At 64.3% G+C, this 25,165-nt stretch carries 37 protein-coding genes and 2 tRNA genes; 31 read left to right on the top strand and 8 right to left on the bottom strand.

What is annotated here, in order from left to right; translation table 11 throughout:
• The first annotated feature begins 12 nt into the window (after positions 1-12).
• The 5 genes from C487_RS10295 (at position 13) to C487_RS10280 (ending at position 3,070) form a co-directional block, all read left to right on the top strand.
• On the top strand, positions 13-813 hold the full coding sequence (locus C487_RS10295; protein ID WP_006185681.1) for a class I SAM-dependent methyltransferase: 801 nt from the start codon (positions 13-15) through the stop codon (positions 811-813).
• Between the two features lie 83 nt (positions 814-896).
• Complete coding sequence (locus tag C487_RS10290) at positions 897-1,316, top strand: VOC family protein (protein WP_006185680.1); 420 nt, start codon at positions 897-899, stop codon at positions 1,314-1,316.
• A gap of 183 nt (positions 1,317-1,499) precedes the next feature.
• A complete protein-coding gene (gene pyrF, locus C487_RS10285) occupies positions 1,500-2,348 on the top strand; it encodes an orotidine-5'-phosphate decarboxylase (RefSeq protein WP_006185679.1) in 849 nt (282 codons plus the stop codon).
• Positions 2,349-2,480: 132 nt separating this feature from the next.
• Entirely contained in the window at positions 2,481-2,678 is a 198-nt protein-coding gene (locus tag C487_RS22220; protein ID WP_083864584.1) for a DUF7557 family protein, read from the top strand.
• Entirely contained in the window at positions 2,675-3,070 is a 396-nt protein-coding gene (locus tag C487_RS10280) for a PIN domain-containing protein (protein ID WP_006185678.1), read from the top strand. The genes C487_RS22220 and C487_RS10280 overlap by 4 nt, the downstream gene beginning before the upstream one ends.
• Before the next feature lie 201 nt (positions 3,071-3,271).
• Here the strand turns inward: C487_RS10280 and C487_RS10270 are convergent, their stop codons facing one another.
• Both C487_RS10270 and C487_RS10265 read right to left on the bottom strand, forming a co-directional pair.
• Positions 3,272-3,529, bottom strand: a complete 258-nt coding sequence (locus C487_RS10270; protein ID WP_006185676.1) for a hypothetical protein — start codon at positions 3,527-3,529, stop codon at positions 3,272-3,274.
• A 2-nt stretch (positions 3,530-3,531) separates the two neighbouring features.
• The gene (locus C487_RS10265; RefSeq protein ID WP_006185675.1) at positions 3,532-3,711 is read right to left on the bottom strand and encodes a hypothetical protein; all 180 of its coding nucleotides are present in this window, start codon (positions 3,709-3,711) and stop codon (positions 3,532-3,534) included.
• Positions 3,712-3,919: 208 nt separating this feature from the next.
• On the opposite strand from C487_RS10265, the gene C487_RS10260 reads away from it, so the two are divergent.
• The 7 genes from C487_RS10260 to C487_RS10230 all read left to right on the top strand — a co-directional run bounded on the left by C487_RS10260 (position 3,920) and on the right by C487_RS10230 (position 11,176).
• Positions 3,920-5,521, top strand: a complete 1,602-nt coding sequence (locus tag C487_RS10260; protein WP_006185674.1) for a GTPBP1 family GTP-binding protein — start codon at positions 3,920-3,922, stop codon at positions 5,519-5,521.
• Positions 5,522-5,707: 186 nt separating this feature from the next.
• Positions 5,708-6,403: a TMEM165/GDT1 family protein gene (locus C487_RS10255; RefSeq protein ID WP_006185673.1), complete on the top strand. Its 696-nt coding sequence runs from the start codon at positions 5,708-5,710 to the stop codon at positions 6,401-6,403.
• 189 nt (positions 6,404-6,592) lie between these two features.
• Positions 6,593-7,369: a pyrroline-5-carboxylate reductase gene (gene proC / locus C487_RS10250; RefSeq protein WP_083864582.1), complete on the top strand. Its 777-nt coding sequence runs from the start codon at positions 6,593-6,595 to the stop codon at positions 7,367-7,369.
• Complete coding sequence (gene proB, locus C487_RS10245) at positions 7,362-8,195, top strand: glutamate 5-kinase (RefSeq protein WP_006185671.1); 834 nt, start codon at positions 7,362-7,364, stop codon at positions 8,193-8,195. Before proC ends, proB begins: the two co-directional genes overlap by 8 nt.
• Positions 8,188-9,525: a glutamate-5-semialdehyde dehydrogenase gene (locus tag C487_RS10240; RefSeq protein ID WP_006185670.1), complete on the top strand. Its 1,338-nt coding sequence runs from the start codon at positions 8,188-8,190 to the stop codon at positions 9,523-9,525. Before proB ends, C487_RS10240 begins: the two co-directional genes overlap by 8 nt.
• 351 nt (positions 9,526-9,876) lie before the next feature.
• A complete protein-coding gene (locus C487_RS10235) occupies positions 9,877-10,422 on the top strand; it encodes a hypothetical protein (RefSeq protein WP_006185669.1) in 546 nt (181 codons plus the stop codon).
• A 436-nt stretch (positions 10,423-10,858) separates the two neighbouring features.
• On the top strand, positions 10,859-11,176 hold the full coding sequence (locus C487_RS10230; protein ID WP_006185668.1) for a winged helix-turn-helix transcriptional regulator: 318 nt from the start codon (positions 10,859-10,861) through the stop codon (positions 11,174-11,176).
• An 87-nt stretch (positions 11,177-11,263) separates the two neighbouring features.
• Here the strand turns inward: C487_RS10230 and C487_RS10225 are convergent, their stop codons facing one another.
• From C487_RS10225 to C487_RS10210, 4 genes are all read right to left on the bottom strand, one after another.
• Positions 11,264-11,782: a hypothetical protein gene (locus tag C487_RS10225; RefSeq protein ID WP_006185667.1), complete on the bottom strand. Its 519-nt coding sequence runs from the start codon at positions 11,780-11,782 to the stop codon at positions 11,264-11,266.
• A 2-nt stretch (positions 11,783-11,784) separates the two neighbouring features.
• Positions 11,785-12,717, bottom strand: coding sequence for a methenyltetrahydromethanopterin cyclohydrolase (mch, locus tag C487_RS10220; RefSeq protein ID WP_006185666.1), 933 nt, complete (start codon positions 12,715-12,717; stop codon positions 11,785-11,787).
• 187 nt (positions 12,718-12,904) lie between these two features.
• A complete protein-coding gene (locus C487_RS10215) occupies positions 12,905-13,219 on the bottom strand; it encodes an MTH1187 family thiamine-binding protein (protein WP_006185665.1) in 315 nt (104 codons plus the stop codon).
• Positions 13,220-13,377: 158 nt separating this feature from the next.
• Complete coding sequence (locus C487_RS10210) at positions 13,378-13,731, bottom strand: HalOD1 output domain-containing protein (RefSeq protein WP_006185664.1); 354 nt, start codon at positions 13,729-13,731, stop codon at positions 13,378-13,380.
• A 318-nt stretch (positions 13,732-14,049) separates the two neighbouring features.
• Here C487_RS10210 and C487_RS10205 point away from each other — a divergent pair, with 318 nt between their 5' ends.
• Positions 14,050-14,484, top strand: a complete 435-nt coding sequence (locus C487_RS10205; RefSeq protein ID WP_006185663.1) for a DUF4112 domain-containing protein — start codon at positions 14,050-14,052, stop codon at positions 14,482-14,484.
• 170 nt (positions 14,485-14,654) lie between these two features.
• On the opposite strand, the gene C487_RS10200 is transcribed toward C487_RS10205, so the two are convergent.
• A tRNA-Gly gene (locus C487_RS10200) sits at positions 14,655-14,725 on the bottom strand.
• Between the two features lie 271 nt (positions 14,726-14,996).
• Positions 14,997-15,067, bottom strand: a tRNA-Gly gene (locus tag C487_RS10195).
• Between the two features lie 301 nt (positions 15,068-15,368).
• Between C487_RS10195 and C487_RS10190 the strand changes: the two genes are divergently transcribed.
• The 18 genes from C487_RS10190 to C487_RS10105 are packed head-to-tail and all read left to right on the top strand — an operon-like array spanning position 15,369 to position 25,162.
• Positions 15,369-16,274 carry a putative RNA uridine N3 methyltransferase gene (locus C487_RS10190; protein WP_006185662.1) on the top strand — a complete coding sequence of 302 codons (906 nt, stop codon included), beginning with the start codon at positions 15,369-15,371 and terminating at the stop codon, positions 16,272-16,274.
• Between the two features lie 4 nt (positions 16,275-16,278).
• Positions 16,279-17,298 (top strand): 50S ribosomal protein L3, encoded by a 1,020-nt coding sequence (locus C487_RS10185; RefSeq protein ID WP_006185661.1) that lies wholly within the window; start codon positions 16,279-16,281, stop codon positions 17,296-17,298.
• A gap of 3 nt (positions 17,299-17,301) precedes the next feature.
• Positions 17,302-18,054, top strand: a complete 753-nt coding sequence (gene rpl4p, locus C487_RS10180) for a 50S ribosomal protein L4 (RefSeq protein WP_006185660.1) — start codon at positions 17,302-17,304, stop codon at positions 18,052-18,054.
• Positions 18,051-18,305 (top strand): 50S ribosomal protein L23, encoded by a 255-nt coding sequence (locus C487_RS10175; protein WP_006185659.1) that lies wholly within the window; start codon positions 18,051-18,053, stop codon positions 18,303-18,305. The genes rpl4p and C487_RS10175 overlap by 4 nt, the downstream gene beginning before the upstream one ends.
• 2 nt (positions 18,306-18,307) lie before the next feature.
• On the top strand, positions 18,308-19,030 hold the full coding sequence (locus C487_RS10170; protein ID WP_006185658.1) for a 50S ribosomal protein L2: 723 nt from the start codon (positions 18,308-18,310) through the stop codon (positions 19,028-19,030).
• Positions 19,027-19,449: a 30S ribosomal protein S19 gene (locus C487_RS10165; protein WP_006185657.1), complete on the top strand. Its 423-nt coding sequence runs from the start codon at positions 19,027-19,029 to the stop codon at positions 19,447-19,449. The genes C487_RS10170 and C487_RS10165 overlap by 4 nt, the downstream gene beginning before the upstream one ends.
• Before the next feature lie 7 nt (positions 19,450-19,456).
• Positions 19,457-19,936: a 50S ribosomal protein L22 gene (locus tag C487_RS10160; protein WP_006185656.1), complete on the top strand. Its 480-nt coding sequence runs from the start codon at positions 19,457-19,459 to the stop codon at positions 19,934-19,936.
• Entirely contained in the window at positions 19,936-20,880 is a 945-nt protein-coding gene (locus C487_RS10155; RefSeq protein WP_006185655.1) for a 30S ribosomal protein S3, read from the top strand. The genes C487_RS10160 and C487_RS10155 overlap by 1 nt, the downstream gene beginning before the upstream one ends.
• Positions 20,880-21,110, top strand: a complete 231-nt coding sequence (gene rpmC, locus C487_RS10150) for a 50S ribosomal protein L29 (protein WP_006185654.1) — start codon at positions 20,880-20,882, stop codon at positions 21,108-21,110. The genes C487_RS10155 and rpmC overlap by 1 nt, the downstream gene beginning before the upstream one ends.
• Before the next feature lie 13 nt (positions 21,111-21,123).
• Complete coding sequence (locus tag C487_RS10145; protein ID WP_006185653.1) at positions 21,124-21,642, top strand: ribonuclease P protein component 1; 519 nt, start codon at positions 21,124-21,126, stop codon at positions 21,640-21,642.
• Positions 21,633-22,070, top strand: coding sequence for a 30S ribosomal protein S17 (locus tag C487_RS10140; protein WP_006185652.1), 438 nt, complete (start codon positions 21,633-21,635; stop codon positions 22,068-22,070). The genes C487_RS10145 and C487_RS10140 overlap by 10 nt, the downstream gene beginning before the upstream one ends.
• Complete coding sequence (locus C487_RS10135) at positions 22,070-22,468, top strand: 50S ribosomal protein L14 (protein WP_006180012.1); 399 nt, start codon at positions 22,070-22,072, stop codon at positions 22,466-22,468. The genes C487_RS10140 and C487_RS10135 overlap by 1 nt, the downstream gene beginning before the upstream one ends.
• Positions 22,469-22,470: 2 nt before the next feature.
• Positions 22,471-22,827 carry a 50S ribosomal protein L24 gene (gene rplX / locus C487_RS10130; protein WP_006185651.1) on the top strand — a complete coding sequence of 119 codons (357 nt, stop codon included), beginning with the start codon at positions 22,471-22,473 and terminating at the stop codon, positions 22,825-22,827.
• Positions 22,824-23,522: a 30S ribosomal protein S4e gene (locus tag C487_RS10125; RefSeq protein ID WP_006185650.1), complete on the top strand. Its 699-nt coding sequence runs from the start codon at positions 22,824-22,826 to the stop codon at positions 23,520-23,522. The genes rplX and C487_RS10125 overlap by 4 nt, the downstream gene beginning before the upstream one ends.
• Entirely contained in the window at positions 23,515-24,054 is a 540-nt protein-coding gene (locus C487_RS10120) for a 50S ribosomal protein L5 (RefSeq protein WP_006185649.1), read from the top strand. Before C487_RS10125 ends, C487_RS10120 begins: the two co-directional genes overlap by 8 nt.
• Positions 24,047-24,232: a 30S ribosomal protein S14 gene (locus C487_RS10115; RefSeq protein WP_006185648.1), complete on the top strand. Its 186-nt coding sequence runs from the start codon at positions 24,047-24,049 to the stop codon at positions 24,230-24,232. Before C487_RS10120 ends, C487_RS10115 begins: the two co-directional genes overlap by 8 nt.
• 1 nt (position 24,233) lies before the next feature.
• On the top strand, positions 24,234-24,626 hold the full coding sequence (locus C487_RS10110) for a 30S ribosomal protein S8 (RefSeq protein WP_006185647.1): 393 nt from the start codon (positions 24,234-24,236) through the stop codon (positions 24,624-24,626).
• 2 nt (positions 24,627-24,628) lie between these two features.
• Complete coding sequence (locus tag C487_RS10105; RefSeq protein ID WP_006185646.1) at positions 24,629-25,162, top strand: 50S ribosomal protein L6; 534 nt, start codon at positions 24,629-24,631, stop codon at positions 25,160-25,162.
• Positions 25,163-25,165: the final 3 nt, after the last annotated feature.

The raw sequence follows: 25,165 nt of genomic DNA, 5'->3' as shown, positions 1-25,165 counted from the left end.
TGAGGACTGGGTATGACAGACCCGACCGAATCCGGAGAGCAATCGGCGAGACACGTCTGGTCGGCCGGTCGCTATCCCGCGATGGCACCGAACATGCTGCCCGCCATCGCACGGCTGATCAACGTCGCCGGTATCGATCCGGGCAACCGCGTCCTCGACGTCGGTTGCGGGACGGGCAACGCCGCGTTGACTGCTCGCCGAGCGGGCGCAGCAGTCGTCGGCCTCGACCTCGCCCACGACATGCTCGACCTCGCCCGCGAAAACGCGAGCCTCGCGGGCTACGACGACATTACCTGGCTTGCCGGCGACGCCGAAACGCTGCCCGTTCCCGACGACGCGTTCGACGTCGTCCTCTCGAACTTCGGTCACGTGTTCGCGCCGGACTCGACCCGCGCCGGGGCGGAGCTTCGCCGCGTGACCAAACCCGGCGGTCGGGTCTGTTTCACTGCGTGGTCGCCCACCGGCGTCGTCGGGGACCTCACCGAAGTCCTGACCGATCACGTCGCCGACTCGCCGAGCGACCCGTGGTCCCACCTCGAGTGGGGCGACCCCGATTTCGTCCGCGAGCAGTTCGCCGGGGCGGCCGACTGCTCGTTCCAGCGGCGGCTGCTCGAGTTCCGGTATGCCACGCCCCATCACTTCTGGCGCGAGTTCGCCGAGGAGTCCGGGCCGCTCTCACCCGTCCTCCGGCGGATGGACGACGACGACGCGCGGGCCGCGCTCCGCCGGGACGCCGTCGCCGCGCTCGAGGATTGGTTCGGGGACAACGCCGTCCGCGTCGAGTACCTCCAGGTCCGGGCCGTCGTCGAGTGAGCGGAGGGGCGATACGGCCGCCATCGCCGACCGCGGGCGGCGCAGCCGGAAGCGTTTTTCCGGCGCGCTCGTACCACGGAGTAATGACGGCTCTCAGCGCACACCACGTCGGTCTCACCGTCGCCGACCTCGAGGAGACGCTTGCGTTCTACCGGGACGTGCTCGACCTCTCGGTCACCGATCGGTTCAGCGTCGGCGGTGAGGCCTTCGCCGACGCCGTCGACGTCGACGGTGCCAGCGCCGAGTTCGCACATCTCGAGGCGGACGGTATCAAGATCGAACTCGTCGAGTACGACCCCGAAGCGCGGGGCTCCCCGGCGGCGGGGCTCAATCAACCGGGCGCGTCACACGTCGGCTTCGCGGTCGACGATCTCGCGTCCGTCGCCGAGCGCCTTCCCGAGGACGTGCCGACGATCAGCGAGCCGCGGACGACCGAGAGCGGGACCACGATCATGTTTCTGCGCGATCCCGAGGGAAACCTGATCGAAATTCTCGAGGCGTAACGCGGCTCGAGCCGTCGGCGGTATCGGATACCGTCTCCGTGTCCGTCGGCCCCGGTGCGTCCGTCAGCGTCGACCGAAGCCGACGCGAGCACGCCGCCGAGCCGATCGGGGCCGTCGACGGGTACCCGTGCGGTCGGCCGAGCGGATAGCAACCTTTTCGACCGTCGCGGGGCCAGTCCCGCCATGAACTTCTTCGACCGACTGCACGACCGCATTCGAACGGTCGACAGCGTCGTCTCCGTCGGACTCGACCCCGACCCGTCGCGCATTCCCGACCACCTGCAGGAACACGACCTCCCGCGGTGGGCGTTCAACCGCCGTATTATCGACGCGACGCACGACCACGCCGCCGTCTTCAAGCCGAACGCGGCCTTCTACGAGGACCCGGACGGCTGGGCCGCTTTGGAGGAGACGATCGAGTACGCCCACGGCAAGGACGTGCCGGTCCTGTTGGACGCCAAGCGGGCCGACATCGGCAACACGACCCGCCAGTACGCCCAACTGCTCGCGAAAGCCGATGCGATCACCGTCAACCCCTACATGGGCCGGGACTCGCTCCAGCCGTTCCTGGCGAACGAGGAAGCCGGCGTTTTCGTCCTCTGTCGGACTTCCAACCCGGGCGGAGCCGACATTCAGGACCTCGAACTCGAGACCGGCGAACCGGTCTACGAGCGGGTCGCGGCGCTGGCCGATCTCTGGAACGAGAACGACAACGTCGGGCTCGTCGTCGGCGCGACCCAGCCGGCGGAACTCGAGGAATTGCGCGAGCAGGTGCCCGACCTCCCCTTCCTCGTCCCCGGCATCGGGGCGCAGGGCGGCGATGCCGAGGCAGCCGTCGAGTACGGGCTGGCCGACGGCGTCGGGTTAGTCAACTCCTCGCGGGGGATCATTTTCGCGGGGGAAGATAACGAGGCGCGAAGCGCCTCGGACAGTCGAGCGGCGGAGCCGCGAGACGACGGCGAGGAGTTCGCGAGAGCGAGCGGGCAGGCCGCGAAGCGACTGAAGAAGCGGCTCAATCAGTACCGAGAGTAGTACCGATAGTAGCTGGCGCGCTCGAGGCGATCGCACTGATCTCGAGTCAGTGATCGTCGTCGGTACAGCGGTGGTCGGCGCACTCCTCGCGCCGGCGAAACACCTACAAAGATGAATTCACTATGAATTCATATGAGCCGAACGTCTATTCCGGTCGATTCGGCCACTAAAGAACGGCTGGACCAATTGAAGCGAGACGGCGAAACCTGGGACGAATTCTTAGAACGAGTCACCGCTACTGAAGAACCGATCGAAGCCGGGGCATGGTCGGATGAGCAAGCAGAACGGGCAAAGGAGTCGATCAGGCAGTCTCGGGAGAACTGGCGATGACGTTTCTCGACAGTTCGACCATCATCGAATATCTGCGGAACGACCGAACTGTCATCGAGTATCTCGATGAGCGACAGCCGTGGTGGACGTCGACGATTTGCGTGTTCGAGGTCCTGAACGGGCCTGCGGGATCGCAAGACTTCGACCCGACCGAAGAACGGCAGAAATTCAGCGGTGTGCAGGCGCTCGAGTTCAACGAACAGCTGGCTTTGGAAGCCTCACGGTTACAGAATGAGGCTATCGAGGACGGAAGCGAACTGTCCCACCGAGACGCCATGATCGCCGCAACTGCACGTTCGACCGGGGACGAATACGTGGTTGCCGATAGTGACTTCGAGATCCGGCCGCTCGAGGACGTGATGGACGTTACGAACCTTCACAACGAAGAGTGAGCGACCGATCAGTACGGTAGACGACGAAAGCCGACCGTGTCGTTCGAGACGTATCCTTCGTCGAACATGGGCCACTGTCTATCGCTTCGATCGTTCCACTGTCCGTATTCGACTCGAGTGACTGGGACGATCTCGAGGCCGTCCTCGAGCAGTATCGGGGTCGCTACAGTCCGAAGGCACAGCAACGAGAACGGCAAAAAGTTACGCGTTTCGAGGACCGGACTCGACCACCCGTCCCGCGATCCGCCCGCCGACGACTCGACCGACGATCTCGACCGTCACCGGCTCCGTCGGTGGTCGTTCCTCGAGCCGGTCCAGTCCCTCGACGACGGCGATGTCCATCGGACTCGCATCGTTCGGGTGGGCGGCGACGAGGAGGCCGTCGCGCTCCTCGAGTCGGAGGCGATACGTCTCGCCGACGCCGAGCGCGTCGCCCAGCAGGTCACGGATCGAGGTCACGTTCAGAACCGGTTGATTCCCACGTCGTCGTTCCCGGGACCCGGCCGGGCCTGCGAGGCGCAGTCAGCACACAGGCCCGTTGACTCCTCGAAGTGTCCCTCGCACGCGAGCGTGCCGCAGTTGGAACACCGCTCCTTGGCGGGACGGGATTCACAGATCTGACAGAGGCCGCTGACGCTCATATCGCCCGTAGGACCTCGAGCGTCTTGAAACCGGCCCCGGAATGCGTCCCTGGTGGGTATTCCACCGCCGACGCGAGTTCAATTCTCGGCGATTCGACGGCCAGCCCCGTCGGCGAGTCGCCGCTTCCGTATCAACGCGTAGCACTCCCATGACACCTATTGTCAATGCACGGGAAGGCTTTTGCCATGTGATCTACTACCAGCGGATATGAGCCGTGACCGGGCCCTCCTCGAGCGGGCCCTGGACCGTGGCGAACAGGACGGTGGCAACGTCGAATTCAAAGAGCGATTGTCACGAGACGTCCACCTCGAGGGTGGACGGCGGGAGAGCCTGGCCGCGCAACTCCGACATCGACTCCTTTCGGGCGACGGCGAGGCGACGTACGTGGTTGGCGTCACCGACGACGGCGGTCTCGCCGGTATCGATCCCGAGACGTTTTCCGAGACGATGGACGTCCTCTCGCTGCTCGCCGAGGAGGCCGACGCACACATCGAGGACGTCCAGACCTGGGGGATCAACGAGGGTCTGGTCGGCGTCGCACAGGTCCGGGAGGGCGGCGTCCTCGAGACGGACGACGAACACGTCGTTGTCGGAACGGCCGGCCACGTCGACCACGGAAAGAGTACGCTCGTCGGCTCGCTGGTGACGGGCAAACCCGACGACGGGGACGGTGCGACCCGCGCGTTCCTCGACGTTCAGCCCCACGAGGTCGAGCGCGGCCTCTCCGCCGACCTGTCCTACGCGGTCTACGGCTTCGACGACGAGGGGCCGGTTCGAGTCCGGAACCCCGATCGGAAGGCCGACCGCGCCGCGGTCGTTCAGGAGGCCGATCGGCTCGTCTCCTTCGTCGATACCGTCGGCCACGAGCCGTGGCTTCGGACGACGATCCGCGGACTCGTGGGCCAGAAACTCGATTACGGGCTGTTGGTCGTCGCCGCCGATGACGGACCGACCAGAACGACCCGGGAACACCTCGGCGTATTGCTCGCGACCGACCTCCCGACGATCGTCGCGATCACGAAGACCGACACCGTCGACGAGGACCGCGTCGAGGAGGTCGAACGCGAAGTCGAGCGCCTGCTCCGGGAAGTCGACAAATCACCGCTTCGGGTCAGCCGTCACGGCGTCAACGCCGCGCTCGAGGAGATCAGCGAGCGGGTCGTCCCGATCGTCGAAACCAGCGCGATCACGATGGAGGGGTTGGAGACGCTGGATGAACTGTTCGATCGGCTCCCCAAGACCGCCCAGGACACCGGCGAGTTCCGGATGTACGTCGACCGGAGCTACTCGGTGACCGGCGTTGGTGCGGTCGCCTCCGGCACCGTCATGGCCGGCGAAGTCGAGGCCGGCGACGAACTCCTGATCGGCCCGATGTCCGACGGCCGCTTCCAGGAGGTCGAGGTCCGCTCGATCGAGATGCACTACCACCGGGTCGATGCGGCACAAGCCGGCCGGATCGTCGGGATCGCGCTCAAAGGGATCAAAGAAAGCGCCATCGAACGCGGCATGGTCTTGCTTCCCCGGGACGCCGATCCCGACCCGGTCCGGGAGTTCGAAGCCGAGGTCATGGTGCTCAACCACCCGACACGGATCGGCGAGGGGTACGAGCCCGTCGTCCACCTCGAGACGATCGGCGAGGCCGCGGCCTTCTACCCCGAAGACGGCCGACTCCTGCCGGGCGATACGGGCAAGAGCACCGTCCGGTTCAAGTTCCGTCCGTATCTCATCGAGGAGGGACAGAAGTTCGTCTTCCGGGAGGGCCGAAGCAAGGGCGTCGGGACGGTCACCGACGTGTCCCCGATGGAGTAACCGCCCCGAAGCGAGGAACGACTCCGGCTTCCGGACCGAGCGGACCGTACGCCCGCTCTTCGTTCGGCGCGCCGATCGCTGCCCGCCAGCTGTTTGATCCATAATACGTATACATTAGACGGGGCTAACACGGAGTATGATCGGTGGCGTCACTGACCGACATCGCTCCGTCATCGTGTTCGACGCATGACTGGCTGGCTCGAAGTTCTCGTCGCCGCGTTCGTCCTGCAGTTGTCGGTGCTCCCCGGTGAGAAGGGTCAGTTCATCATCGCGGGGCTGTCGACTCGGTACGATCCCCGGATCGTGGTCGCCGCTGCGGCGAGTGCGTTCGCCGGCTGGACGGCCCTCGAAATCGGCTTCGGTGCGGCGATTCAAGGCGTCCTCCCACGGGTCTATCTCGATGCGATCACGGCGGGGCTGTTCCTGCTCTTTGCGGTCCTGCTCGTTCGATCGGCACCCGAGGGCAGCCGGCGACCGGCCGTAACGAACGGCGGTGCGGCGACGGCCGCGGAGATCGACGTTTCGATCCGCGGCTACGACCTGCCGCCGTATCTCCGCGGGTTCGTGCCGATCTTCGCCCTGATGGCTGTCGGGGAGTTCGGCGACAAGACCCAACTCGTCACGATCGGGCTCGCCGTTCAGTACGGTGCTCACCCCGCGATCTGGGCCGGCGAAATGCTCGCGATCGTTCCCGTGAGCGCGGTCAACGCCTACTTCTTCCACAGGTTCTCTCACCGCTTCGATGCCAGGCTTGCCCACCTCGCCGGCGCAGGACTGTTCCTCTTTTTCGGGCTCGATACGGTGTTGCAGATTGGGACGGGTATCTCGGTCTGGGAAACGATCGTCGACGCGATCACGTCCGTCATCCTCGGGTTCACGTAAGAAGGCATCGAGTATCGCCGTACCGTCCGTCCGCCTCGCGCCGCCCTCTCGACGGGTCGGGTCACGGAATCGACGGTATATGGGGCGTCTCGCCGCGTTTCTACTGCAACCCGGACGGACGGCTCGACGCCGCCGGACCGATCGAAACCAAAGTTGGTATGTTCGCCTCGGTTCCTGAACTAAGACAAGATGGTACAGACGAGCGTTATCGGTTGCGGAAACATGGGGAGCGCCCTGATCAAGGGGCTCTGGCGGGCCGGGAATCACACGGTAGTCGCGTGTGATCTCGATCCCGACGCCCTCGAGTCGGTCGCCGACTACGTCGACCGCACGACATCGGACGTCTCGGAAGCGGCCGAGTCGGATGTGGTTATCGTCGCGGTGAAACCGGACATCGTCGGCGCAGTGCTAGACGATCTCGATCTCACCCCGGAGCAGACGCTGCTCTCCATCGCTGCGGGCGTTTCTACCGACTACGTCGATGCGCGGACCGACGCGAACGTCGTCCGGATCATGCCGAACCTGGCCGCCGAGACGCGCGATATGGCGGCGGCCGTGACCGCCGAAGGCGTCACCGACGAGGTGCGGACGCTGCTCGATGACGTCGGCGAGTTCGCCGAAATCGACGAGCGCCAGATGGACATCGCGACTGCGGTCAACGGGAGCGGTCCCGCCTTCGTCTTCTATCTCATTCAGGCGATGGCGGAGGCGGGCGTCGAGGGTGGCCTCGACGAAGCCCACGCCGAGACGCTGGCCGCACAGACGTTCAAAGGTGCGGCCGAGACCGTCCTCCGATCGGACCGAGACATCGAGGACCTGATCGACGCCGTCTGTTCGCCAAACGGAACGACCATCGAGGGGATGGACGTCCTCTGGGACAGCGACGCCAAAGCGAACGTCGCCGAGGCGGTGGCGGCGGCCGAAGAACGGTCGGCGGAACTGGCGGCCGAATTCAACGATGAGTAAGGGACTCGAGGAGGCGACCGTCACGGAGGCGCGACGGCTCGCGGCCGACGCCGACCGCGTGATCGTCAAGGCCGGGACCAATTCCCTGACCGACGAGGATTCGAACCTCGACGACGGGAAACTCGACAAACTCGTCGACGACATCGAGGCCCTCCTCTCGCGGGACACGGAAGTCATCCTCGTCTCGTCGGGTGCCATCGGCGCGGGGACGGGCCGGATCGAGCAGTCGAGCGGGACCGTCGAGGAGTCCCAGGCGCTCTCGACGGTCGGCCAGAGCCACCTCATGCACCGCTATACCGAGAGCTTCGACCGGTACGACCGGAAAGTGGCCCAACTCCTGCTCACCCAGCACGACCTCGAGAACCCCGAACGGTTCACGAACCTCCGGAACACCGTCGAGACGTTGCTTGACTGGGGCGTCGTCCCGATCATCAACGAGAACGACGCCGTCGCGACCGAGGAGATCCGGATCGGCGACAACGACATGCTCTCGTCGGCGGCGACCATGGGCGTCGACGCCGACCTGCTTGTCACGCTCACCGATGTCGGCGGCGTCTACACGGGCAACCCGAAGGAAGACGACGACGCCGAGCGCATCGAGGCGGTCGGCACCAACTACGACGAGGTCCAGCGAATTATCGGCGAGACCACGTCCGACGGCTTCGGCGGCATCCAGACGAAAGTCGAAGGCGCACGCGATGTCAGCGAACACGGGATTCCGGCCATCATCGCGAAGTCCACCGAGCCCGACGTACTCGAGCAGATCGCTACTGCAAAGCCCGTGGGGACCATATTCGTCCCCATCAACGGTGTGAGCGATGACTGAAACCGACATCGAAGCCGACGTCGAGGAGGCACAGCACGCGGCCCTCGAGCTGGCGATGCTCTCCGACGAGGAGCGGAAGGCGGCGCTTCACGCCATCGCCGACGCGATCGAAGCCCGCACCGACGAAATCCTCGCCGAAAACGAGACCGATGTCGAGGCAGGCAATCGGCTGCTCGAGGACGGCGAGTACACGCAGGCGCTGGTCGACCGGCTGACGCTCTCCGAGTCGAAGATCGAGAACATCGCCGAGATGGTCCGCAGCGTCGCCGAACAGGACGATCCGCTGGGCCGGACGCTCTCGGCCAGGGAACTCGACGACGACCTCGAACTCTACAAGGTCGCCGTCCCGATCGGCGTCGTCGGAACGGTCTTCGAGTCTCGCCCCGACGCGCTCGTCCAGATCGCCGCGCTCGGTCTGAAGTCGGGGAACGCGGTCATCCTCAAGGGCGGCAGCGAGGCGCTGCATTCGAACCGGATCCTCTTCGACATCATCGAGGACGCCGCGGCCGACGCCGGCATCCCGGACGGTTGGGCCCAACACATCGAGGCCCGTGAGGACGTCGATGCGCTGCTCGAGATGGACGAGTCGATCGACCTCCTCATGCCGCGGGGGAGCTCCGAGTTCGTCAGCTACATTCAGGACAACACGAGCATCCCCGTACTGGGCCACACGGAGGGGATCTGTCACGTCTACGTCGACGACGCGGCCGACCTCTCGATGGCCGAGGACATCGCCTACGATGCCAAGGTCCAGTATCCCGCGGTCTGTAACGCCGTCGAGACCCTGCTAGTCCACGAGGGCGTCGCCGAGGAGTTCCTGCCGACGATCACCGACCGCTACGAGACCGCCGATGTCGAGATTCGCGGCGACGAACGCACCCGCGAGATCGTCGACGTCGCGGCCGCGACCGCGGCCGACTGGGACACCGAGTACGGCGATCTGATCGTCTCGATCAAGGTGATCGACTCGCTCGAGGCAGCGATCGATCACGTCACGACCCACGGCTCGAAGCACACGGAATCGATCGTTACCGAGGACGCCGACCGCGCGAGCACGTTCATGCGCAGCATCGACTCCGCGAGCGTCTTCCACAACGCCTCGACCCGCTTCGCCGACGGCTACCGGTTCGGGCTCGGCGCGGAGGTCGGCATCAGCACCGGCAAGATCCACGCCCGCGGCCCCGTCGGGCTCGAGGGGCTGACGACGTACAAGTACCATCTCGAAGGCGACGGACAACTCGTCGCGACCTACGCCGGCGAGGACGCCAAGCCGTACACCCACAACGAGTTCGACGGTGACTGGGTTCCCGGCCGCCTGTCCGAGGAGTAATCGATTCCGTCGAGGCCACCTCATCGCGTCGTTGGGCCCGCCGCCTCGAGTTCCGCTCCCGTCGTTGATTTTATATGCACAGAATGGCACGGGACGTGATAGGTTGCGCGGTTGGTGCGAAAACGAACCCGATAGCGATCGGCGGTCCGAACCCGAACGACTGGGTCCATCCACGAGACGGAACCGTCTTTCTACCTACGGGCTCTGCGGTAATAGTGGCCGGGTAACCGGCTCGTAACCCGATTTCTACTGTGTTACCATATACTCGGTAACACATCATTCAGATACTCTTTTTCGCTTCGTCGGTGTCTGTCGTACTGTACGGAGCAGTCGCTCCGTGCAGTGAACACAATGTATAAGACAACAGATGTATTCCGGCTCGCGCTCATCGCCGCGATCGGTATCGGACTCATCGTGGGGATGGCCGGACCGGTAACTGCACAGGACGACGGGGATGACACGGACGACAATGGTGTGGACGCCGCTAATGGCGTCGATTTCGAAGAGAACGGCGTCGAACTCGATGCCACATCCGATAGTATCGAGTTCGAAGACAACGACGGTACCGATCTCGAGGTCGATTCGGACGGTAATATCGACTTAGAGACGCCTGAGGGTGTCGATCTCGAAACGACCGACGACGGCTACGAACTCGACGGTGCTGGTCTCGATTACGAGGGCGAAGGCGACGCTGATATCGAGACCGAGACCAACGACGGTGAGGATGTCGACTTCGAATTCAGCGACGGGTCGGTCGAAGACTTCACCGTCGGAGACACGGAGATGGAGGTCTCCGACGACTCCTTGGAGTACGAAACCAACAACGTCGACCTCGAAGTCCAAGACGGGACGGTTGAACTCGAGACCGAGTCTACCGATCTCGAAGAGGAACTGTAACCCGACCCCTCCCTTTTCCTTTCGACTGTCGGCGGCTGTTCGCAGGGAGTCGGGAGTACTGTTTCCGCAGACATGGATTATTTACGCCCATCATACTGGTATTTATAACCAGTCTTTTGGAGTGTCCGATCGTATATATCCAGGATTCTACATCGCCGTGGAGTCCGCGTTACTGCCGGTATTGGCGCGGCCAACTCGGAGTTACGGGAGTCGTTTTCGCTGACCTCTATCCGGAGCGAATTGACGGAGACAAGGGCTAATACACTCCCCTGTTGATCGAGCGGTCGGGGACGATATTCGCGAGTTGCCGTTTCGAGAACGGAGTCGTCCGGATACCAACGTCCCTTGATAGGTAACTATGAGAGAAAACCTCCGACGGATGATCGATCAGCATAGTGATGAGCCCTGGTGTCCGGTGACGGCTACGATCCAGATAATGGGAAACAAATGGGACCCGGTGGTCATCTATCGGTTGTTGGAACACGGCTCCCTCCGGTTCAGTGATCTGAAGAAGTCGACCAGCGGCATCTCGAGCAAGTCGCTCTCGAAGTCGCTCAAGACCCTCGAGGAGAATCACCTGATCGAACGGACGGTCGTCAGCGAACGGCCCCATCACGTCACGTACAGATTGACCGATCACGGCGAGGCGATCGAGCCAGTCATTCGCGCGATGGAGGAGTGGGGCGACGAGTACCTCTGCTCGATGATCAAAGAGGCGAAACACGGCCAGGAACCGACGGAGCGTGACCCCTGACGCGGCCCGGGGACGTGGCGTTTCGTCGCAGCAATCGGACACCCGTATCGCTTCGGGCATTTTGTCCCCTCGAGAGACCACCGCGGCTCACGTCTCGGATGCCCGTGTCGACCGGTATCCGGCCCCGTCTCGCTCGGCCAGATCGAACACCACGGCCCACCCGAGGAGCCGTTCGATCCGTTCGCGTCGGTGCTCCGTGGCGCGACTCGGTCGCGTTCGGCCGTCGGCCCGCCGTTGCTCCCCAACCGCATCGACGACCTCCTCGACCGTCCGTGGGCCGTCGGCCCGCTCGAGTACGGTCAGCACCGGTTCGGCCCCGTAGACGCGGTCGCGAAACGCCCGCCCGAGTTCCTCCCGATCGTGGTCGTCCGGGGTGCCCGAACCCGCGTCGCGACGGCGAAAGCCCGCCGGGTCCTCGCTCGCGATCTCGAGCGCGCGCAGGAAGGTGAGCCACGTCGCTGCGGCCTCGCGGGTCTCGAGTGGCGTCTCGTCGACGAGTCGCTGACAACAGTCGTCGACATCCCCGGCGGTCGCGGGGAGGGCTCGCCGGACCGTCGCGAGGAGCGTACGGTCCGCGGGCGGTTCTGGAACTGGCTTGAACTGCACGACTACAGCCCGAAGGAGTCGACGAGGAGGTCCTCGTCCGTCTCGCCGTGGACGTACGTCGGACCGCCGACCACGTCGACCGTCACCGAGGCGGGCGCGAAGAGATCCGAGGGCACCTCCGAAAAGTCCCAGTCGAGGTCGTCGAAGACCGCACCGAACGGGCGGCCGTGGTCCGCGGCGGCCGTGGACGGAACCGAGTCGAAGTGGTCGCTGTCCTCCCGGACGGTGAGATGCGCTCGCCCGCCGTAGGCGATCGCGTCGTTCGTCCGGGCGATGGCCGTCCGTTCGTCGTCCGCGACGGGTGCGACCGGCGCGCGACCGGTCGCAGAGATGATGTCGAGGGGGTCGTAGCCGAGCTCGGAGAGTCGGAACGTCGCGAGTTCGGCGGCACGGGCGGCGTTCGTGATGCTGCCGGCGAGGCTCGCGGTTGGATAGGCGAGCAGGAAGACGCTGCTCGTCTCGACCTCGGCGCGCTCGGCGACGTGTTCGGCGACAGATTCGGTCGGGTCCGCTTCCGTCTCGATCGCCAGTGCCGTCAGGTCGAAGGCGTCGGTGTAGCCGATACGGCGGAACTCCTCTTCTTCGGCCACCAGCGCCCGGGCGGGACCGCTGCCGAGCCCTTCGAAGTCCTCGGTCAGCACCTCCCAGCCGGCCTTCTGGGAACAGAGCAGCGAGAGCGCCGGCTGGTCCGTCGATAGCTCGACGTAGGGAACCGAGGCGTCGCCGAGTTCGCCGAGTTCGTAGCTCGGCGTCGCCATCCCCGCGGTCTGTATCTCGGTCAACAGCAGCCCCGATTCGATCCCGCCGTCGAACTCGAGCCCGAAGTCGAGGACCGTCGCGTCGTTCTCGAGGTCATAGCCACCGATATTCAACTCCTCGGCGTAGTCGAGGGCCTCGTCGACCAGCTCGATCGCCATGCGATTGAGACTTTCCATGCCCCGTGGTTCAGCCTCCGTGGTAAAACCGTTTGTCCGTTGGCGTCTGACCGACGTCTGACATAAGGTAGCTCCCTGTGCGCGACGGTACGGCCCGCGTCTTCGAACGCCCCCGTCGGTGACGCCACCACGCCCGTCGCGGACGACCGCCCAGCGAGGCTAGCAGCGAGTCCGTCCGCACCTGCGGTTAGGCGTCGCGATTGGTGGCCGGCCGCCCGAGGTGCTCTTCGACGACCGTGACCTTCTCCGAGGCGTCGATGTCTCGCGTCCGTTTGTCGTCGATCTTCAGGACCGTGCTCACTCGATCACCATCGACGGCGTCGTGGGCCGCCTGCGCGGCCGCGAAGAGTTCATCGGTCGTTTCGGCTTCGATCACCGTCCCCATCGGATTCGTCTCGTAGGAGACGTCGAACCCCTCGAGCGCCTCGACTGCCTTCGCGACCTCGCCGGCCATGCTGTCCTCGATTACCGGTGCCACGCTCAGTAGTGCGACGACCGTCATAGTGAGTGTTGCGGGACGACAGGACGTAAAACCGTCTCATACGGACCGCGGTCCCCACGGTGGTCGCACAGTTCGTCGGGTCGCATCGCTCGTGGGCCGTGAACCGGTCGGTGGAAAACGATCAGGGTGACTGCGTGCGGGAGGTGACTGACGCGGTGTCAGTTCGTCGTCGGCGTTCCGGGCGTCTCCGCGGGCGGGTAGATGATGACGTCGCCGTTCGCGTAGACGTACACCTCGTGTTCCAGGGCGGTGAAGGCGATGTGCCCCCCCGTTCGTTCCGTTCCGTCGGCTTTCTTGCTGAAGATGCGGTCGAGCGCGTCCGGATCGACGCTGTCGTACAGGGAAAACTCCCCCTGGGAGACGTCGGTGTCCGCGATCGACGAGAGTGCGTGGACGATCGTCGTCGTAATCGTCGCGGTGCCGTCGGTATCGTGGTGGAAGACGTAGCGGTCGTTGGGCTGGTCGTACTGGAGATCGTCGGTGCCGTCCGCGGTTGTAAGTTCAGTCTGCATTGCTATGTCTGATCGCTCAATCGTGTATTGTATCGTAGTTACTTGCGGTATAAAAGCTACTCGACACCGGAAAAAGACAGTATGTGTGAAATTAGGGTTGCCGTGAATTCGGCCGGCAACCACCCGTTGCGAAGACCATCACGATCGATCCCGTCGGTGGCGGTCGGAATAACACGGGCTTTTGTGACGAAATCAGCTGTTTCCATCTCGTTGGCCGACGCTTTCGGCCGGTTCGTCTCGAGGCAGCGCGAACCGAACGGTCGACCGCTTGCTACGGCCGCCCACGTGCTTATTCGCGCACGCGCCAAATCAAATAATATGAGACGTAATACTCGGTCGGAATTCGAGGCGCTCGAGAACGACCTCCCCGCGAGGGTCGATGAGGCGGCGATCAAGCGCATGCGCGTCGTCGCGCACACCCTCGACGAGGGGTTCCGCGTGCCGGGCACGGACAGCAGGATCGGTATCGACCCGATCGTCGGCATCCTTCCCGGGGCAGGCGACGCCGCTGCAGCGGCCGTCTCGCTGTATCTCGCCGCCGAATCCGCCCGACTGGGCGTTTCCCAGTCGACGCTGCTTCGCATGCTCGTGAACATCGGCATCGACACCGTCATCGGTTCCGTTCCCGTCCTCGGCGTCGCCTTCGACGCCGTCTGGAAGGCCAACAAGCGAAACCTGAAACTCGCCCTTCGGGACCTCGCCGACGAAAGTGGCGGAGCGGAGCACGGGCCGGATACCGTTCCTCTCGAGTAGCGCGGACTCGAGGGACACCGCGTCGGTCCCGTTCCGGGGACCCTCGCTCACAGGAATTCAGTCGGGGACGGGCCACTGCTCCGCCGTCCGCGCTCGAACCCAGTTTGACTGCCTGCACGTCCCCTTGCGACACGCTATCGCAGTGGCTCGTGAACTTGTTTTCGGAGAAGTGCGCTGGCTGGGATTTGAACCCAGGTTGTGACCATGGCAAGGTCACGTGATACCACTACACTACCAGCGCGCTCGATCAGCACCGCGCCGTCGGACACTCCGTCTCGAGTGTATCAGAACGGTCGTGCCACCGCTATTTATATATAACGAACCTCGAACGAGCGCCTCCCTGTGGTACCCGTTCACGAGCCGACTTCCACCGTTCCGGGCGAAGTGACGGCGGGCGGACGATAGCCGACCTTCGACCGCCGGTTTGGGATACACCGAGACGAGAAACTGAGAGACGACGAAACGGTAGTAAGCGCATACGCAGCGCTCGGTTAGGGTAATCGTCGGAGAAGTGCGCTGGCTGGGATTTGAACCCAGGTTGTGACCATGGCAAGGTCACGTGATACCACTACACTACCAGCGCCCTGTTGCATTCATACCTACTGCCGGATAGATGTATAAGGGTTGCGAATCAACCCGGCATCGGCATGCCGCAGCATGCCGGTTTTCGAGTTTCGGACCGACGAACTACGACGTACAGCGGCAATAGCATCCACATCGATCGGAGACGATCGTGATCAGTCACCTTGAGTGAGTGTGTGTCCGTTCGGCACGAATTCGTGGGTGAGAGGCGTTGACAGCCGGAATCGAATCCGCTATTCTTTTAAGACCCTCTCCGCAATACATCGCTACAGTCTAGTGACGCGGCGCCGAAGCGTATCGGCATGACTGTCAGCGTACTCGTGCCGTCGTCGCTCAGCCGGGAAGCCGAAGACAAACGCGAGGCAACTCGTAAACTCGGATACGTCGCCCGCGCGGCGACGATCTTCCGGGCTGATCGCCTGGTCGTCTATCCCGATCGGGATGGGGAAACCGGGCAGTTCGACGGCGGGTTCGTACAAACCGTGTTGCGGTACGCCGCAACGCCCCCATACCTCCGCAACGAGGCATGGGGGATGCGGAACGAACTGGAGTACGCGGGCGTCTTGCCGCCGCTCCGCGCCATGTCACAGACCGGCTCCGAATCTACCGGTTCGGGGTCGTCAAGACAAGGAATCGTGACCGAGGTCGGACCTGAAGGGCGCGTCCGGGTCAATTGCGGACTGCAACACCCGATCTCCCTCAACGTACCGCCGAAAATGGCGGTCGAAGAGGGGGAGCGCGTGACCGTCAGGATCTCTTCGCGACGACCGGTCCGAGCGAAGCTCGTCGACGAGCCCCTCCCGGGGCTTTCGATCGAGCAAACGGACCTGCAGGCAGCACTCGGCCGTGAGGATGCCGGCGTCCGCATTGCAGCCTCCCGATTCGGTGATGAACTCACCGTCGGACGGCTCGAGACGCTGGCCGGACGCGTCCAGCGCGACGGGATGACCGTCGCCTTCGGCGCGCCCGAGAGAGGGCTGCCGGCTATCCTCGGAATCGAGGAATCGGCCATCGAAGCGTCGTCCGGACAAGACGACGCGATCGAACCGTCGTCCAACCGGGACGACGCAGCCGATAACGGAGTCGAACCCACCGCCGATCCGGGGTTCGACCTCTGGCTAAACACGGTTCCGGATCAGGGAAGCGAGGTCGTGCGAACGGAGGAGGCTCTGTTCGCGACGCTCGCTCCCCTCTCACTGAGAGAGTGATAGAATGCCACAAGCAAATACACCACGCAAAGGCTCACTCGGGTTCGGTCCACGACAGCGTGCGACCAGCGAGGTCCCACGTTTCAACTCGTGGCCGGACGACGACGGACAGCCGACGCTCCAGGGCTTCGCGGGCTACAAGGCCGGCATGACCCACGTCGTCATGGTCGACGATAAAGCGAACTCGCCGACCGAAGGGATGGAAGAGACCGTCCCCGTGACGATCGTGGAGACGCCGCCGATGCGCGCCGTCGCGCTGCGAGCGTACGAAGACACGCCGTACGGTATGAAGCCGATAACCGAGGTCTGGACCGACGAGTTCGTTCCCGAACTCGATCGCGTCCTGGACCTTCCCGGTGACGAGTACGACACCGACGCCGCCACGGACGAGCTCCGTGGCCTCCAGGAGGAGGGTCGCGTCGACGACGTTCGCGTCATCACCCACACGGTCCCGGGGGACGTCCCCTCGGTTCCGAAGAAGAAACCGGACGTGATGGAAACGCGCGTCGGCGGCGGTTCCGTCGGCGACCGCGTCGACTTCGCCCTCGAGATCATCGAGGACGGCGGCGAACACGTCATGAACGACGTGTTCCGCGCCGGCGAGTACGTCGACGCAAGCGGCGTCACGAAAGGGAAAGGGACGCAGGGCCCCGTCAAGCGATGGGGCGTCCAGAAGCGCAAGGGCAAACACGCCCGCCAGGGCTGGCGTCGCCGCATCGGCAACCTCGGCCCCTGGAACCCGTCCCGCGTCCGCTCGACGGTCCCCCAGCAGGGGCAGACCGGCTACCACCAGCGGACGGAACTGAACAAGCGCCTCGTCGACATCGGCGACGGCGCGGACGCGACGGTCGACGGCGGCTTCGTCAACTACGGCGAAGTCGACGGCCCGCACGCGTTGATCAAGGGCTCGCTCCCCGGGCCACAGCAGCGTCTCGTACGCTTCCGCCCGGCGATCCGACCCGGAGACCAGCCGCGCCTCGATCCCGAGGTGCGCTACGTCTCCACCGCATCCAACCAGGGATAACATATGGACGCAACAGTACGAAACCTGGACGGCTCGGACGCGGACACGATCGAGCTCCCGGCGGTCTTCGAGACCCAGTACCGCCCGGACCTGATCGCTCGTGCCGTTCGCGCCGCCCAAGCAAACCGAAAACAGGACTACGGTGCCGACGAGTTCGCCGGCCTTCGAACGCCGGCCGAATCGTTCGGTAGCGGCCGCGGGATGGCCCACGTTCCACGACAGGAGGGTCGCGCTCGGCGCGTCCCCCAGGCCGTCAAAGGACGCAAGGCACACCCGCCGAAAGCCGAGAAGGACCAGTCCGCATCGATCAACACGAAAGCAAAGAAACTGGCCGTTCGCAGCGCCGTCGCTGCGACGACCGACGCCGAACTCGTCGCCGAGCGTGGCCACGAGTTCGACGAGGACGCCGAGATTCCCGTCGTCGTCGACGACGAGTTCGAGGACCTCCAGAAGACCCGCGAGGTCGTCGACTTCCTCGAGGCAGCCGGCCTCGCGGACGACATCGAACGCGCCGACGAGGGTCGCAGCGTCCGCTCCGGTCAGGGGAAAGCCCGTGGCCGCAAGTACAAGACGCCGACGTCGATCCTCTTCGTCACCTCCAGCGAGACCGGCCCGTCCCGTGCGGCTCGAAACCTCGCCGGTGCCGACGTGACGACGGCCGCTGAGGTCAACGCGGAGGATCTCGCGCCCGGCGCACAGCCGGGACGACTCACCGTCTGGACCGAAAGCGCGCTCGAGGAGGTGGCTGACCGATGAGCTCGGTCATCGAACACCCCCTCGTCACCGAGAAGGCGATGAACGACATGGACTTCGAGAACAAACTCCAGTTCGTCGTCAACACGGACGCGACCAAGCCCGAAATCCGGGACGAGGTCGAGGAGCGGTTCGAAATCTCGGTCCGGAACGTCAACACACAGGTAACGATGAAGGGCAAAAAGAAAGCCATCGTCCGCCTCTCCGAGGAGGACGACGCACAGGAAGTCGCTTCGCGAATCGGGGTGTTCTGAGAATGGGACGACGCATTCAAGGACAACGACGCGGTCGCGGGACCTCCACGTTCCGTGCCCCGTCGCACCGATACAAGGCGGACCTCGAGCACAAGAAAGAGGAGGACGACGACATCGTCCGCGGGACGGTCGTCGACATCGAACACGACCCGGCCCGATCCGCGCCGATCGCCGCCGTCGAGTTCGAGGACGGCGACCAGCGTCTGATCCTCGCACCGGAAGGCATCACCGTCGGCGAGGAACTGCAGGTCGGCGTCTCCGCCGAGATCAAGCCCGGCAACACGCTTCCGCTCGCGGAGATTCCCGAAGGTGTGCCGGTCTGTAACGTCGAGTCGAACCCGGGCGACGGCGGCCGATTCGCCCGCGCCTCGGGGACGAACGCGGACCTGATCACCCACGACCGCAACGCGGCGGTCATCCAGCTTCCCAGCGGCGAGGTCAAGCGCCTCGACCCGCAGTGTCGAGCGACCATCGGCGTCGTTGCCGGTGGCGGTCGAACGGAGAAGCCGATGGTCAAGGCAGGTAACAAGTATCACAAGATGAAGGCCCGGGGCACCAAGTGGCCTCGTGTCCGCGGTGTCGCGATGAACGCCGTCGACCACCCGTTCGGTGGCGGCGGCCGCCAACACCCCGGCAAACCCAAGTCCGTCTCGCGGGACGCCCCGCCGGGACGGAAAGTCGGTGACATCGCCTCCCGGAGCACCGGTCGAGGTGGCAACAAATGAGTCAGGAGTACCGAACCGGCCGTGAAGGTGAGTTCACCTACCGCGGCCACACGCTCGAGGAGCTGCAGGACATGGAGCTCGACGAAGTCGTGGAACTGCTCCCCGCACGACAGCGGCGAAGTATCCAGCGCGGTCTCTCCGTCGAGAAGGAGAAGCTTCTCGAGGAGGCCCGCGAGAAGGGCGAAGAAGAGACGGCGAACGATCCGATTCGAACGCACCTGCGGGATATGCCGATCCTGCCGGCGTTCGTTGGAATGACCTTCGAGGTCTACAACGGACAGGCGTTCGAACGCGTTCGCGTCGAACCCGAAATGATCGGCCACTACCTCGGCGAGTTCCAGCTGACGCGGACCTCGGTCGAGCACGGACAGGCCGGTATCGGCGCGACCCGATCGTCGAAGTTCGTCCCACTGAAGTGATCCACGTATGGGAATCAACTACTCAGTCGACGCCGATCCCGACGCGACGGCGAAAGCCATGCTTCGGGAGCGTCATATGAGCAACAAGCACAGCAAGGAGGTCGCACGCGAGATCAAGGGCCGAACCGTCGCCGAGGCCCAGGCGTACCTTCAGGACGTAATCGACGAGACCCAGTCGGTGCCGTTCAAGTCTCACAACGCCGGTGCCGGACACCGCTCCGACATCGACGGCTGGGACGCCGGCAAGTACCCGGAGAAGGTCTCCAAGGAGTTCCTCGATCTGCTCGAGAACGTCGAAGCCAACGCGGATCATCAGGGCTTCGACGGCGAATCCATGGAAATCGTCCACGTCGCCGCCCACAAGGTCGGCGAGTCCGTGGGCCGCAAGCCCCGCGCGATGGGGCGTGCCTCCTCGTGGAACACGCCGCAGGTCGACGTCGAGATCGTCGTCGAAGAAGTCGACGAGGACGAAGCAGGTGATAGCTAATGGCTGACGAACACCAATTCATCGAGAACGGCCTGCAGCGGTCCCAGATCGACGAGTTCTTCCAGGAAGAACTCGGCCGTGCGGGCTACGGTGGTATGGACGTCGCCAAGACGCCGATGGGAACCCAGATCGTCCTCAAGGCCGAGAAGCCGGGGATGGTCATCGGCAAAGGCGGCGAGAACATTCGGAAGGTCACGACGGCTCTCGAGGATCGATTCAACCTCGAGGACCCCCAGATCGACGTCCAGGAGGTCGAAGAACCCGACCTCAACGCACGGATCGTCGCGGACCGGCTGGCCAACGCACTCGAGCGCGGCTGGTACTTCCGGAAGGCCGGTCACACGACGATCGACCGGATCATGGAAGCCGGCGCGCTCGGCGCGGAGATCGTCCTGTCCGGGAAGGTCACCGGCGCACGATCGCGTGTCGAGAAGTTCAACCGCGGCTACATCAAGCACAACGGCGAGCCCGCGGAGGAGGTCGTCGACCACGGCCAGGGCGTCGCGGTCATGAAACTCGGCACCATCGGTGTCGACGTGAAGATCATCCCGCCGGGTGCCGAGTTGCCCGACGACTTCGAGGTCAGCGAAGACATGGATCCGGAGGAAGTCGTTCCGGACGCCGTCGAAGTCAACGAGGCCGAGGGCGTCGAGGAACTCCTCGAGGGCGAACCCGAGGAGGCCGACGCGGATGCCGAGACCGAGGCTGCGGCCGAAGAGGTCGCCGACGCCGAGACCGAGACCGACCTCGACGAGGACGTCGTCGAGGAGGTCATCGAGGAAGAGGTCGACGCCGACGAGGAGTTCGACGAGGTCGAGGTCCCCGGCGGCGACGAAGATGTCGAGGAAGAACTCGAGGAACTCGAGGAAGACGTCGAAGCGGAGGCCGAGGAACTCGTCGAGGAGATGGAAGACGAGGACGCAGACGAGGGAGGTGACGCCTGATGGCGATCCTCCACGTCGAGGAGATCCGCGATATGACGCCCGCAGAGCGGGCGGAAGAACTCGAGGAACTCGAGACGGAACTGCTGAACGCGAAGTCCGTTCTCGCGGCCGGTGGGGCCCCGGAGAACCCGGGCCGTATCGGCGAGTTGGGTCGTACAATCGCGCGAATCAAGACGATTCAGCGCGAAGAGGGCGACCTCGACGACGAAGTCGAAGCGGACGCCGAATAACAGAACGACACCAATGGCACTGACACCCGAGACCCTGCCGCGACACGAACTCAACGGCCTCCCCGTCCGCGTCGTCGAGAGCGACGACGCCTCGCGGGTGGGGCTTGCAGGGCGCGTCGTCATCGAGACGACGAAGACCCTCTCCATAGAGGTTCGACGCGACGGCGAGTCTCGGGTCGTGATGGTGCCGAAATCGGGCTCGACGTTCGAGTTCGCGCTCACAGATGACGCCGCCGACGACCGTCGAGGGACCCTCGACGGCTTTCCGGACGAGGTCCGGGAACCCGAGAAGGGGTCGGGGACTGCGTCCAAACTGGCCAACACTGAACCCGCCGGGGATTCCGAGGATCGATCCTCGTCCGCGGCGGACCGAGCCGGCGGCGAGGCCGCCGGCTGTCGCGACGATGTCCCCTCACGGGATCACCGTCGCGCTGCTGGCGAGGATGTAGCCTACGTTACGGTCGATGGATCGCGGCTGCTCTCACGACCCGCCCGACGCACGGAAACGAATGGTGACTCACCATGGCAATAGGACTAGACGTTGACACCCCTCCGGAACCAGAGAACCCGGAGGAATACGACTACGAGAAGTGTCCGTTCTACGGCGAACTCTCCGTTCGAGGGCAGATCCTCGAAGGGACGGTCGTCTCGACGGACATGGACAAGACCGTAGTCGTCGAGCGAGAGTACGATGTGGCGGTCCCGAAGTACGACCGACACATGAAACGACGCTCGCGCATCCCGGCACACGTACCGGGCGTGCTCGAGCCGCTCTCGGTCGGTGACACGGTCAAGATCGCAGAGACCCGACCACTGTCGAAGACGAAATCGCACGTGGTCGTCGAAGTAACCGACGAAGCAACCGCGGAGGACCTCGCAGAGCTGACGAGCCAGGCCGAGCCTGAGCCGGCGCTCTCCGACGAGGACCTCGCCGCGGCTGCAGACGAGGGTGATCAGTGATGGAGGCGATGAAGGCCGACGTCACGCAGGGCCTGAAGAAGGGCTCGCTGGTCACGTGTGCCGACAACACCGGCGCGCGTGAACTGAAGGTCATCAGCGTCGCGGGCTACCACGGCACCAAGAACCGCCAGCCGAAGGCGGGAATCGGTGACAAAGTGACCGTCTCGGTCACCAAGGGAACCCCCGAGATGCGCCGACAGGTCCTCGAGGCCGTCGTCGTCCGCCAGCGGAAATCGATCCGCCGGCCCGACGGCACGCGGCTCAAGTTCGAGGACAACGCGGCGGTCATCATCGACGAGAACGAGGAGCCCCGCGGTACGGAGATCAAGGGGCCGATCGCCCGCGAAGTCGCAGAGCGCTTCGGAGCAATCGCCAGTACGGCGACGATGATCGTATAGATATGACTGAACAACCACACAAACAGCGAACGCAGACGCGAAACGCGCCGCTGCACGAGCGACAGAAGCAGCTGCACGCGACGCTGTCCGACGAGCTCCGCGAGGAGTACGACACCCGTCGAACCCGCGTCAACGCGGGCGACACGGTCGAGGTCATGCGCGGCGACCACGCCGGCGAGGAAGGCGAGGTCATGCGCGCGATCCTCGAGGACGGAACCGTCCACGTCGAGGACGTGACCGTTGAGACGGCCGACGGCGAGGAAGTGCCGCGGCCGCTCGACCCCTCGAACGTCCGGATCACGGAGCTCGATCTCGAGGACGAGCGTCGCGAGGCGCGTCTCGAAGGTGATAGCGAATGACGAAACACCAGAAACGACTCTCGGTACCGAAGTCCTGGCCGGTCGAGCGAAAGACCGAGACCTTCACGGTCAAGGCCGACGCCGGTCCCCACGGCGAAGACGGCGTGCCGCTCGTCGTCCTCCTGCGGGACGTGCTCGGCTACGTGGACTCGCGGAAGGAAGCACGGTATGCCCTCTCGGAGGACTCGATCCTCATCAACGGGGTTCCGATCAACGACGAACAGCGCCCGATCGGCATGTTCGACATCGTTGCGTTCCCCGGGCGGGACGAGTACTACCGCGTCTTCCCCGACGAGGGCGGTCGGCTCGCGCTGACCGAGATCGACGAGGAATCGGCCCAGAGCCGCCTCGGCAAGATCGTGAACAAGCAGCAAGTGTCGGGTGGCGACACCCAACTGACGCTGCACGACGGCACGAACGTCATCGTCGACGACGAGTACGAACCGAAGGACTCGATCGTCATCGACAACGACGACAAGTCCGTCGTCGCGCACTTCCCCTACGAGGAAGGCGCACTCGTGACGGCCGTCCGTGGCAACCACGGCGGCAAGGTCGGCGAGATCGACACGATCGATATCACGCCGGGCAGCGGTTCGAACAGTGTCGGCGTTTCGACTGACGACGGCGGCTTCGAAACCGTCGAAGAGTACGTCGTCGTCATCGACGAGAACTTCACGGGTGAAGACGATGAGTGAAGCCGACTCCGGTGAGTTCCACGAGATGCGCGAACCGCGCGTCGAAAAGGTCGTCGTCCACATGGGCGTCGGACAGGGCGGTCGCGAACTCGGCAAAGCCGAGGACATCATCGAGGAGGTCACGGGTCAGGACAGCGTCCGGACCCAGGCCAAGCGAACCGAACCCGACTTCGGAATTCGGCAGGGCGATCCGATCGGCGCGAAGGTGACCCTCCGCGACGACGACGCCTACGAGTTCCTCGAGAAGTCGCTGCCGCTGACGGAGCTGTCGGCGGCCCAGTTCGACGACACGGGCAACTTCAGCTTCGGCGTCGAGGAGCACACCGACTTCCCGAGCCAGGAGTACGATCCGAGCATCGGGATCTACGGACTAGACGTCACCGTTAACCTGGTGCGTCCGGGTTACCGCATCGCCAAACGCGACAAGGCAACCCGGTCGATCCCGTCGAAGCACCGACTGACTCCCGAGGACGCCATCGGCTTCCTCGAGGCGAACTTCGACGTGAGCGTGGAGGACACGGACGATGAGTGAAAGCGAAACCGAAGAGAACGACCGCACGGGCGAGCACGCCGCGAAGCGAACGGGACAGATCGAGTCCTGTCAGCGCTGTGGCCGCGAGCAGGGGCTTGTCGGGAAGTACGACATCAACCTCTGCCGGCAGTGCTTCCGCGAGATCGCCCGCGACATGGGATTCAGGAAGTACCGATAACATGACCGGAAACGATCCACTCAGCAACGCGCTCTCGGGACTCGACAACGCCGAGAGCGTGGGTCATCTTACCCACGAGGTAACGCCCGCCTCGAACGAGATTGGCAGCGTACTCGAGGTCTTCTACGACCGCGGGTACATCGACGGCTTCGAGTACGTCGACGACGGCAAAGCCGGTCAGTTCGAGGTCGAATTGAAAGGAGCGATCAACGAGTGCGGCCCCATCAAGCCCCGCTACGCCGTTGGTTCCGAGGACTTCGAGAAGTGGGAGAAGCGCTATCTCCCCGCTCGGGACTTCGGTGCCCTCGTCGTTACGACGAGCAGTGGCATCATGAGCCACTACGAGGCGCGCGAGAAGGGTATTGGGGGCCAGGTGATCGCATACGTCTACTAATCATGCGAGTCGAACTGGAAATCCCCGAGAACGTAACCGTCGAGGTCGATCGGTTCGACGTCACCGTCGAGGGTCCGGAAGGCGCCGTAACCCGGCGTCTCTGGTATCCCGACGTGACCGTCGAGACTGACGACGACCAGGTGGTAATCGAAAGCGGTGCCGAGGACGCGAAGACGAATTCGACCGTCGGCACCTTCGAGAGCCACATCACCAACGCCATCCACGGTGTGACCGAGGGCTGGGAGTACGAGATGGAGGTCTTCTACTCTCACTTCCCGATGCAGGTCCGCGTGGAGGGCGACGAGGTCGTCATCGAGAACTTCCTCGGCGAAAAGGCACCGCGACGAACGACTATCCACGGTGACACCGAGGTCTCCGTCGACGACGAGCAACTCGTCCTGTCCGGCCCCAGCAAGGAGGATGTCGGACAGACGGCGGCGGACATCGAGCAGCTGACGAAGGTCAGCGGCAAGGACACCCGCGTCTTCCAGGACGGGGTCTACATCACCAACAAACCCGCCAAAGGAGGTGCCTGATAG

Source organism: Natrinema pallidum DSM 3751 (assembly GCF_000337615.1).
GTDB classification, from domain to species: domain Archaea; phylum Halobacteriota; class Halobacteria; order Halobacteriales; family Natrialbaceae; genus Natrinema; species Natrinema pallidum.
Note: the sequence above shows the minus strand (reverse complement) of the source record. Positions and strands in the feature narration are given on the sequence as shown.

Excerpts from the sequence above, each read along its gene's own strand:
- C487_RS10295 (WP_006185681.1), top strand. The coding sequence starts at position 13 with ATGACAGACCCGACCGAATCCGGAGAGCAATCGGCGAGACACGTCTGG.
- C487_RS10290 (WP_006185680.1), top strand. The coding sequence starts at position 897 with ATGACGGCTCTCAGCGCACACCACGTCGGTCTCACCGTCGCCGACCTC.
- pyrF (WP_006185679.1), top strand. The coding sequence starts at position 1,500 with ATGAACTTCTTCGACCGACTGCACGACCGCATTCGAACGGTCGACAGC.
- C487_RS22220 (WP_083864584.1), top strand. The coding sequence starts at position 2,481 with ATGAGCCGAACGTCTATTCCGGTCGATTCGGCCACTAAAGAACGGCTG.
- C487_RS10280 (WP_006185678.1), top strand. The coding sequence starts at position 2,675 with ATGACGTTTCTCGACAGTTCGACCATCATCGAATATCTGCGGAACGAC.
- C487_RS10265 (WP_006185675.1), bottom strand. The coding sequence starts at position 3,711 with ATGAGCGTCAGCGGCCTCTGTCAGATCTGTGAATCCCGTCCCGCCAAG.
- C487_RS10260 (WP_006185674.1), top strand. The coding sequence starts at position 3,920 with ATGAGCCGTGACCGGGCCCTCCTCGAGCGGGCCCTGGACCGTGGCGAA.
- C487_RS10255 (WP_006185673.1), top strand. The coding sequence starts at position 5,708 with ATGACTGGCTGGCTCGAAGTTCTCGTCGCCGCGTTCGTCCTGCAGTTG.
- proC (WP_083864582.1), top strand. The coding sequence starts at position 6,593 with ATGGTACAGACGAGCGTTATCGGTTGCGGAAACATGGGGAGCGCCCTG.
- proB (WP_006185671.1), top strand. The coding sequence starts at position 7,362 with ATGAGTAAGGGACTCGAGGAGGCGACCGTCACGGAGGCGCGACGGCTC.
- C487_RS10240 (WP_006185670.1), top strand. The coding sequence starts at position 8,188 with ATGACTGAAACCGACATCGAAGCCGACGTCGAGGAGGCACAGCACGCG.
- C487_RS10235 (WP_006185669.1), top strand. The coding sequence starts at position 9,877 with ATGTATAAGACAACAGATGTATTCCGGCTCGCGCTCATCGCCGCGATC.
- C487_RS10230 (WP_006185668.1), top strand. The coding sequence starts at position 10,859 with ATGGGAAACAAATGGGACCCGGTGGTCATCTATCGGTTGTTGGAACAC.
- mch (WP_006185666.1), bottom strand. The coding sequence starts at position 12,717 with ATGGAAAGTCTCAATCGCATGGCGATCGAGCTGGTCGACGAGGCCCTC.
- C487_RS10215 (WP_006185665.1), bottom strand. The coding sequence starts at position 13,219 with ATGACGGTCGTCGCACTACTGAGCGTGGCACCGGTAATCGAGGACAGC.
- C487_RS10210 (WP_006185664.1), bottom strand. The coding sequence starts at position 13,731 with ATGCAGACTGAACTTACAACCGCGGACGGCACCGACGATCTCCAGTAC.
- C487_RS10205 (WP_006185663.1), top strand. The coding sequence starts at position 14,050 with ATGAGACGTAATACTCGGTCGGAATTCGAGGCGCTCGAGAACGACCTC.
- C487_RS10190 (WP_006185662.1), top strand. The coding sequence starts at position 15,369 with ATGACTGTCAGCGTACTCGTGCCGTCGTCGCTCAGCCGGGAAGCCGAA.
- C487_RS10185 (WP_006185661.1), top strand. The coding sequence starts at position 16,279 with ATGCCACAAGCAAATACACCACGCAAAGGCTCACTCGGGTTCGGTCCA.
- rpl4p (WP_006185660.1), top strand. The coding sequence starts at position 17,302 with ATGGACGCAACAGTACGAAACCTGGACGGCTCGGACGCGGACACGATC.
- C487_RS10175 (WP_006185659.1), top strand. The coding sequence starts at position 18,051 with ATGAGCTCGGTCATCGAACACCCCCTCGTCACCGAGAAGGCGATGAAC.
- C487_RS10170 (WP_006185658.1), top strand. The coding sequence starts at position 18,308 with ATGGGACGACGCATTCAAGGACAACGACGCGGTCGCGGGACCTCCACG.
- C487_RS10165 (WP_006185657.1), top strand. The coding sequence starts at position 19,027 with ATGAGTCAGGAGTACCGAACCGGCCGTGAAGGTGAGTTCACCTACCGC.
- C487_RS10160 (WP_006185656.1), top strand. The coding sequence starts at position 19,457 with ATGGGAATCAACTACTCAGTCGACGCCGATCCCGACGCGACGGCGAAA.
- C487_RS10155 (WP_006185655.1), top strand. The coding sequence starts at position 19,936 with ATGGCTGACGAACACCAATTCATCGAGAACGGCCTGCAGCGGTCCCAG.
- rpmC (WP_006185654.1), top strand. The coding sequence starts at position 20,880 with ATGGCGATCCTCCACGTCGAGGAGATCCGCGATATGACGCCCGCAGAG.
- C487_RS10145 (WP_006185653.1), top strand. The coding sequence starts at position 21,124 with ATGGCACTGACACCCGAGACCCTGCCGCGACACGAACTCAACGGCCTC.
- C487_RS10140 (WP_006185652.1), top strand. The coding sequence starts at position 21,633 with ATGGCAATAGGACTAGACGTTGACACCCCTCCGGAACCAGAGAACCCG.
- C487_RS10135 (WP_006180012.1), top strand. The coding sequence starts at position 22,070 with ATGGAGGCGATGAAGGCCGACGTCACGCAGGGCCTGAAGAAGGGCTCG.
- rplX (WP_006185651.1), top strand. The coding sequence starts at position 22,471 with ATGACTGAACAACCACACAAACAGCGAACGCAGACGCGAAACGCGCCG.
- C487_RS10125 (WP_006185650.1), top strand. The coding sequence starts at position 22,824 with ATGACGAAACACCAGAAACGACTCTCGGTACCGAAGTCCTGGCCGGTC.
- C487_RS10120 (WP_006185649.1), top strand. The coding sequence starts at position 23,515 with ATGAGTGAAGCCGACTCCGGTGAGTTCCACGAGATGCGCGAACCGCGC.
- C487_RS10115 (WP_006185648.1), top strand. The coding sequence starts at position 24,047 with ATGAGTGAAAGCGAAACCGAAGAGAACGACCGCACGGGCGAGCACGCC.
- C487_RS10110 (WP_006185647.1), top strand. The coding sequence starts at position 24,234 with ATGACCGGAAACGATCCACTCAGCAACGCGCTCTCGGGACTCGACAAC.
- C487_RS10105 (WP_006185646.1), top strand. The coding sequence starts at position 24,629 with ATGCGAGTCGAACTGGAAATCCCCGAGAACGTAACCGTCGAGGTCGAT.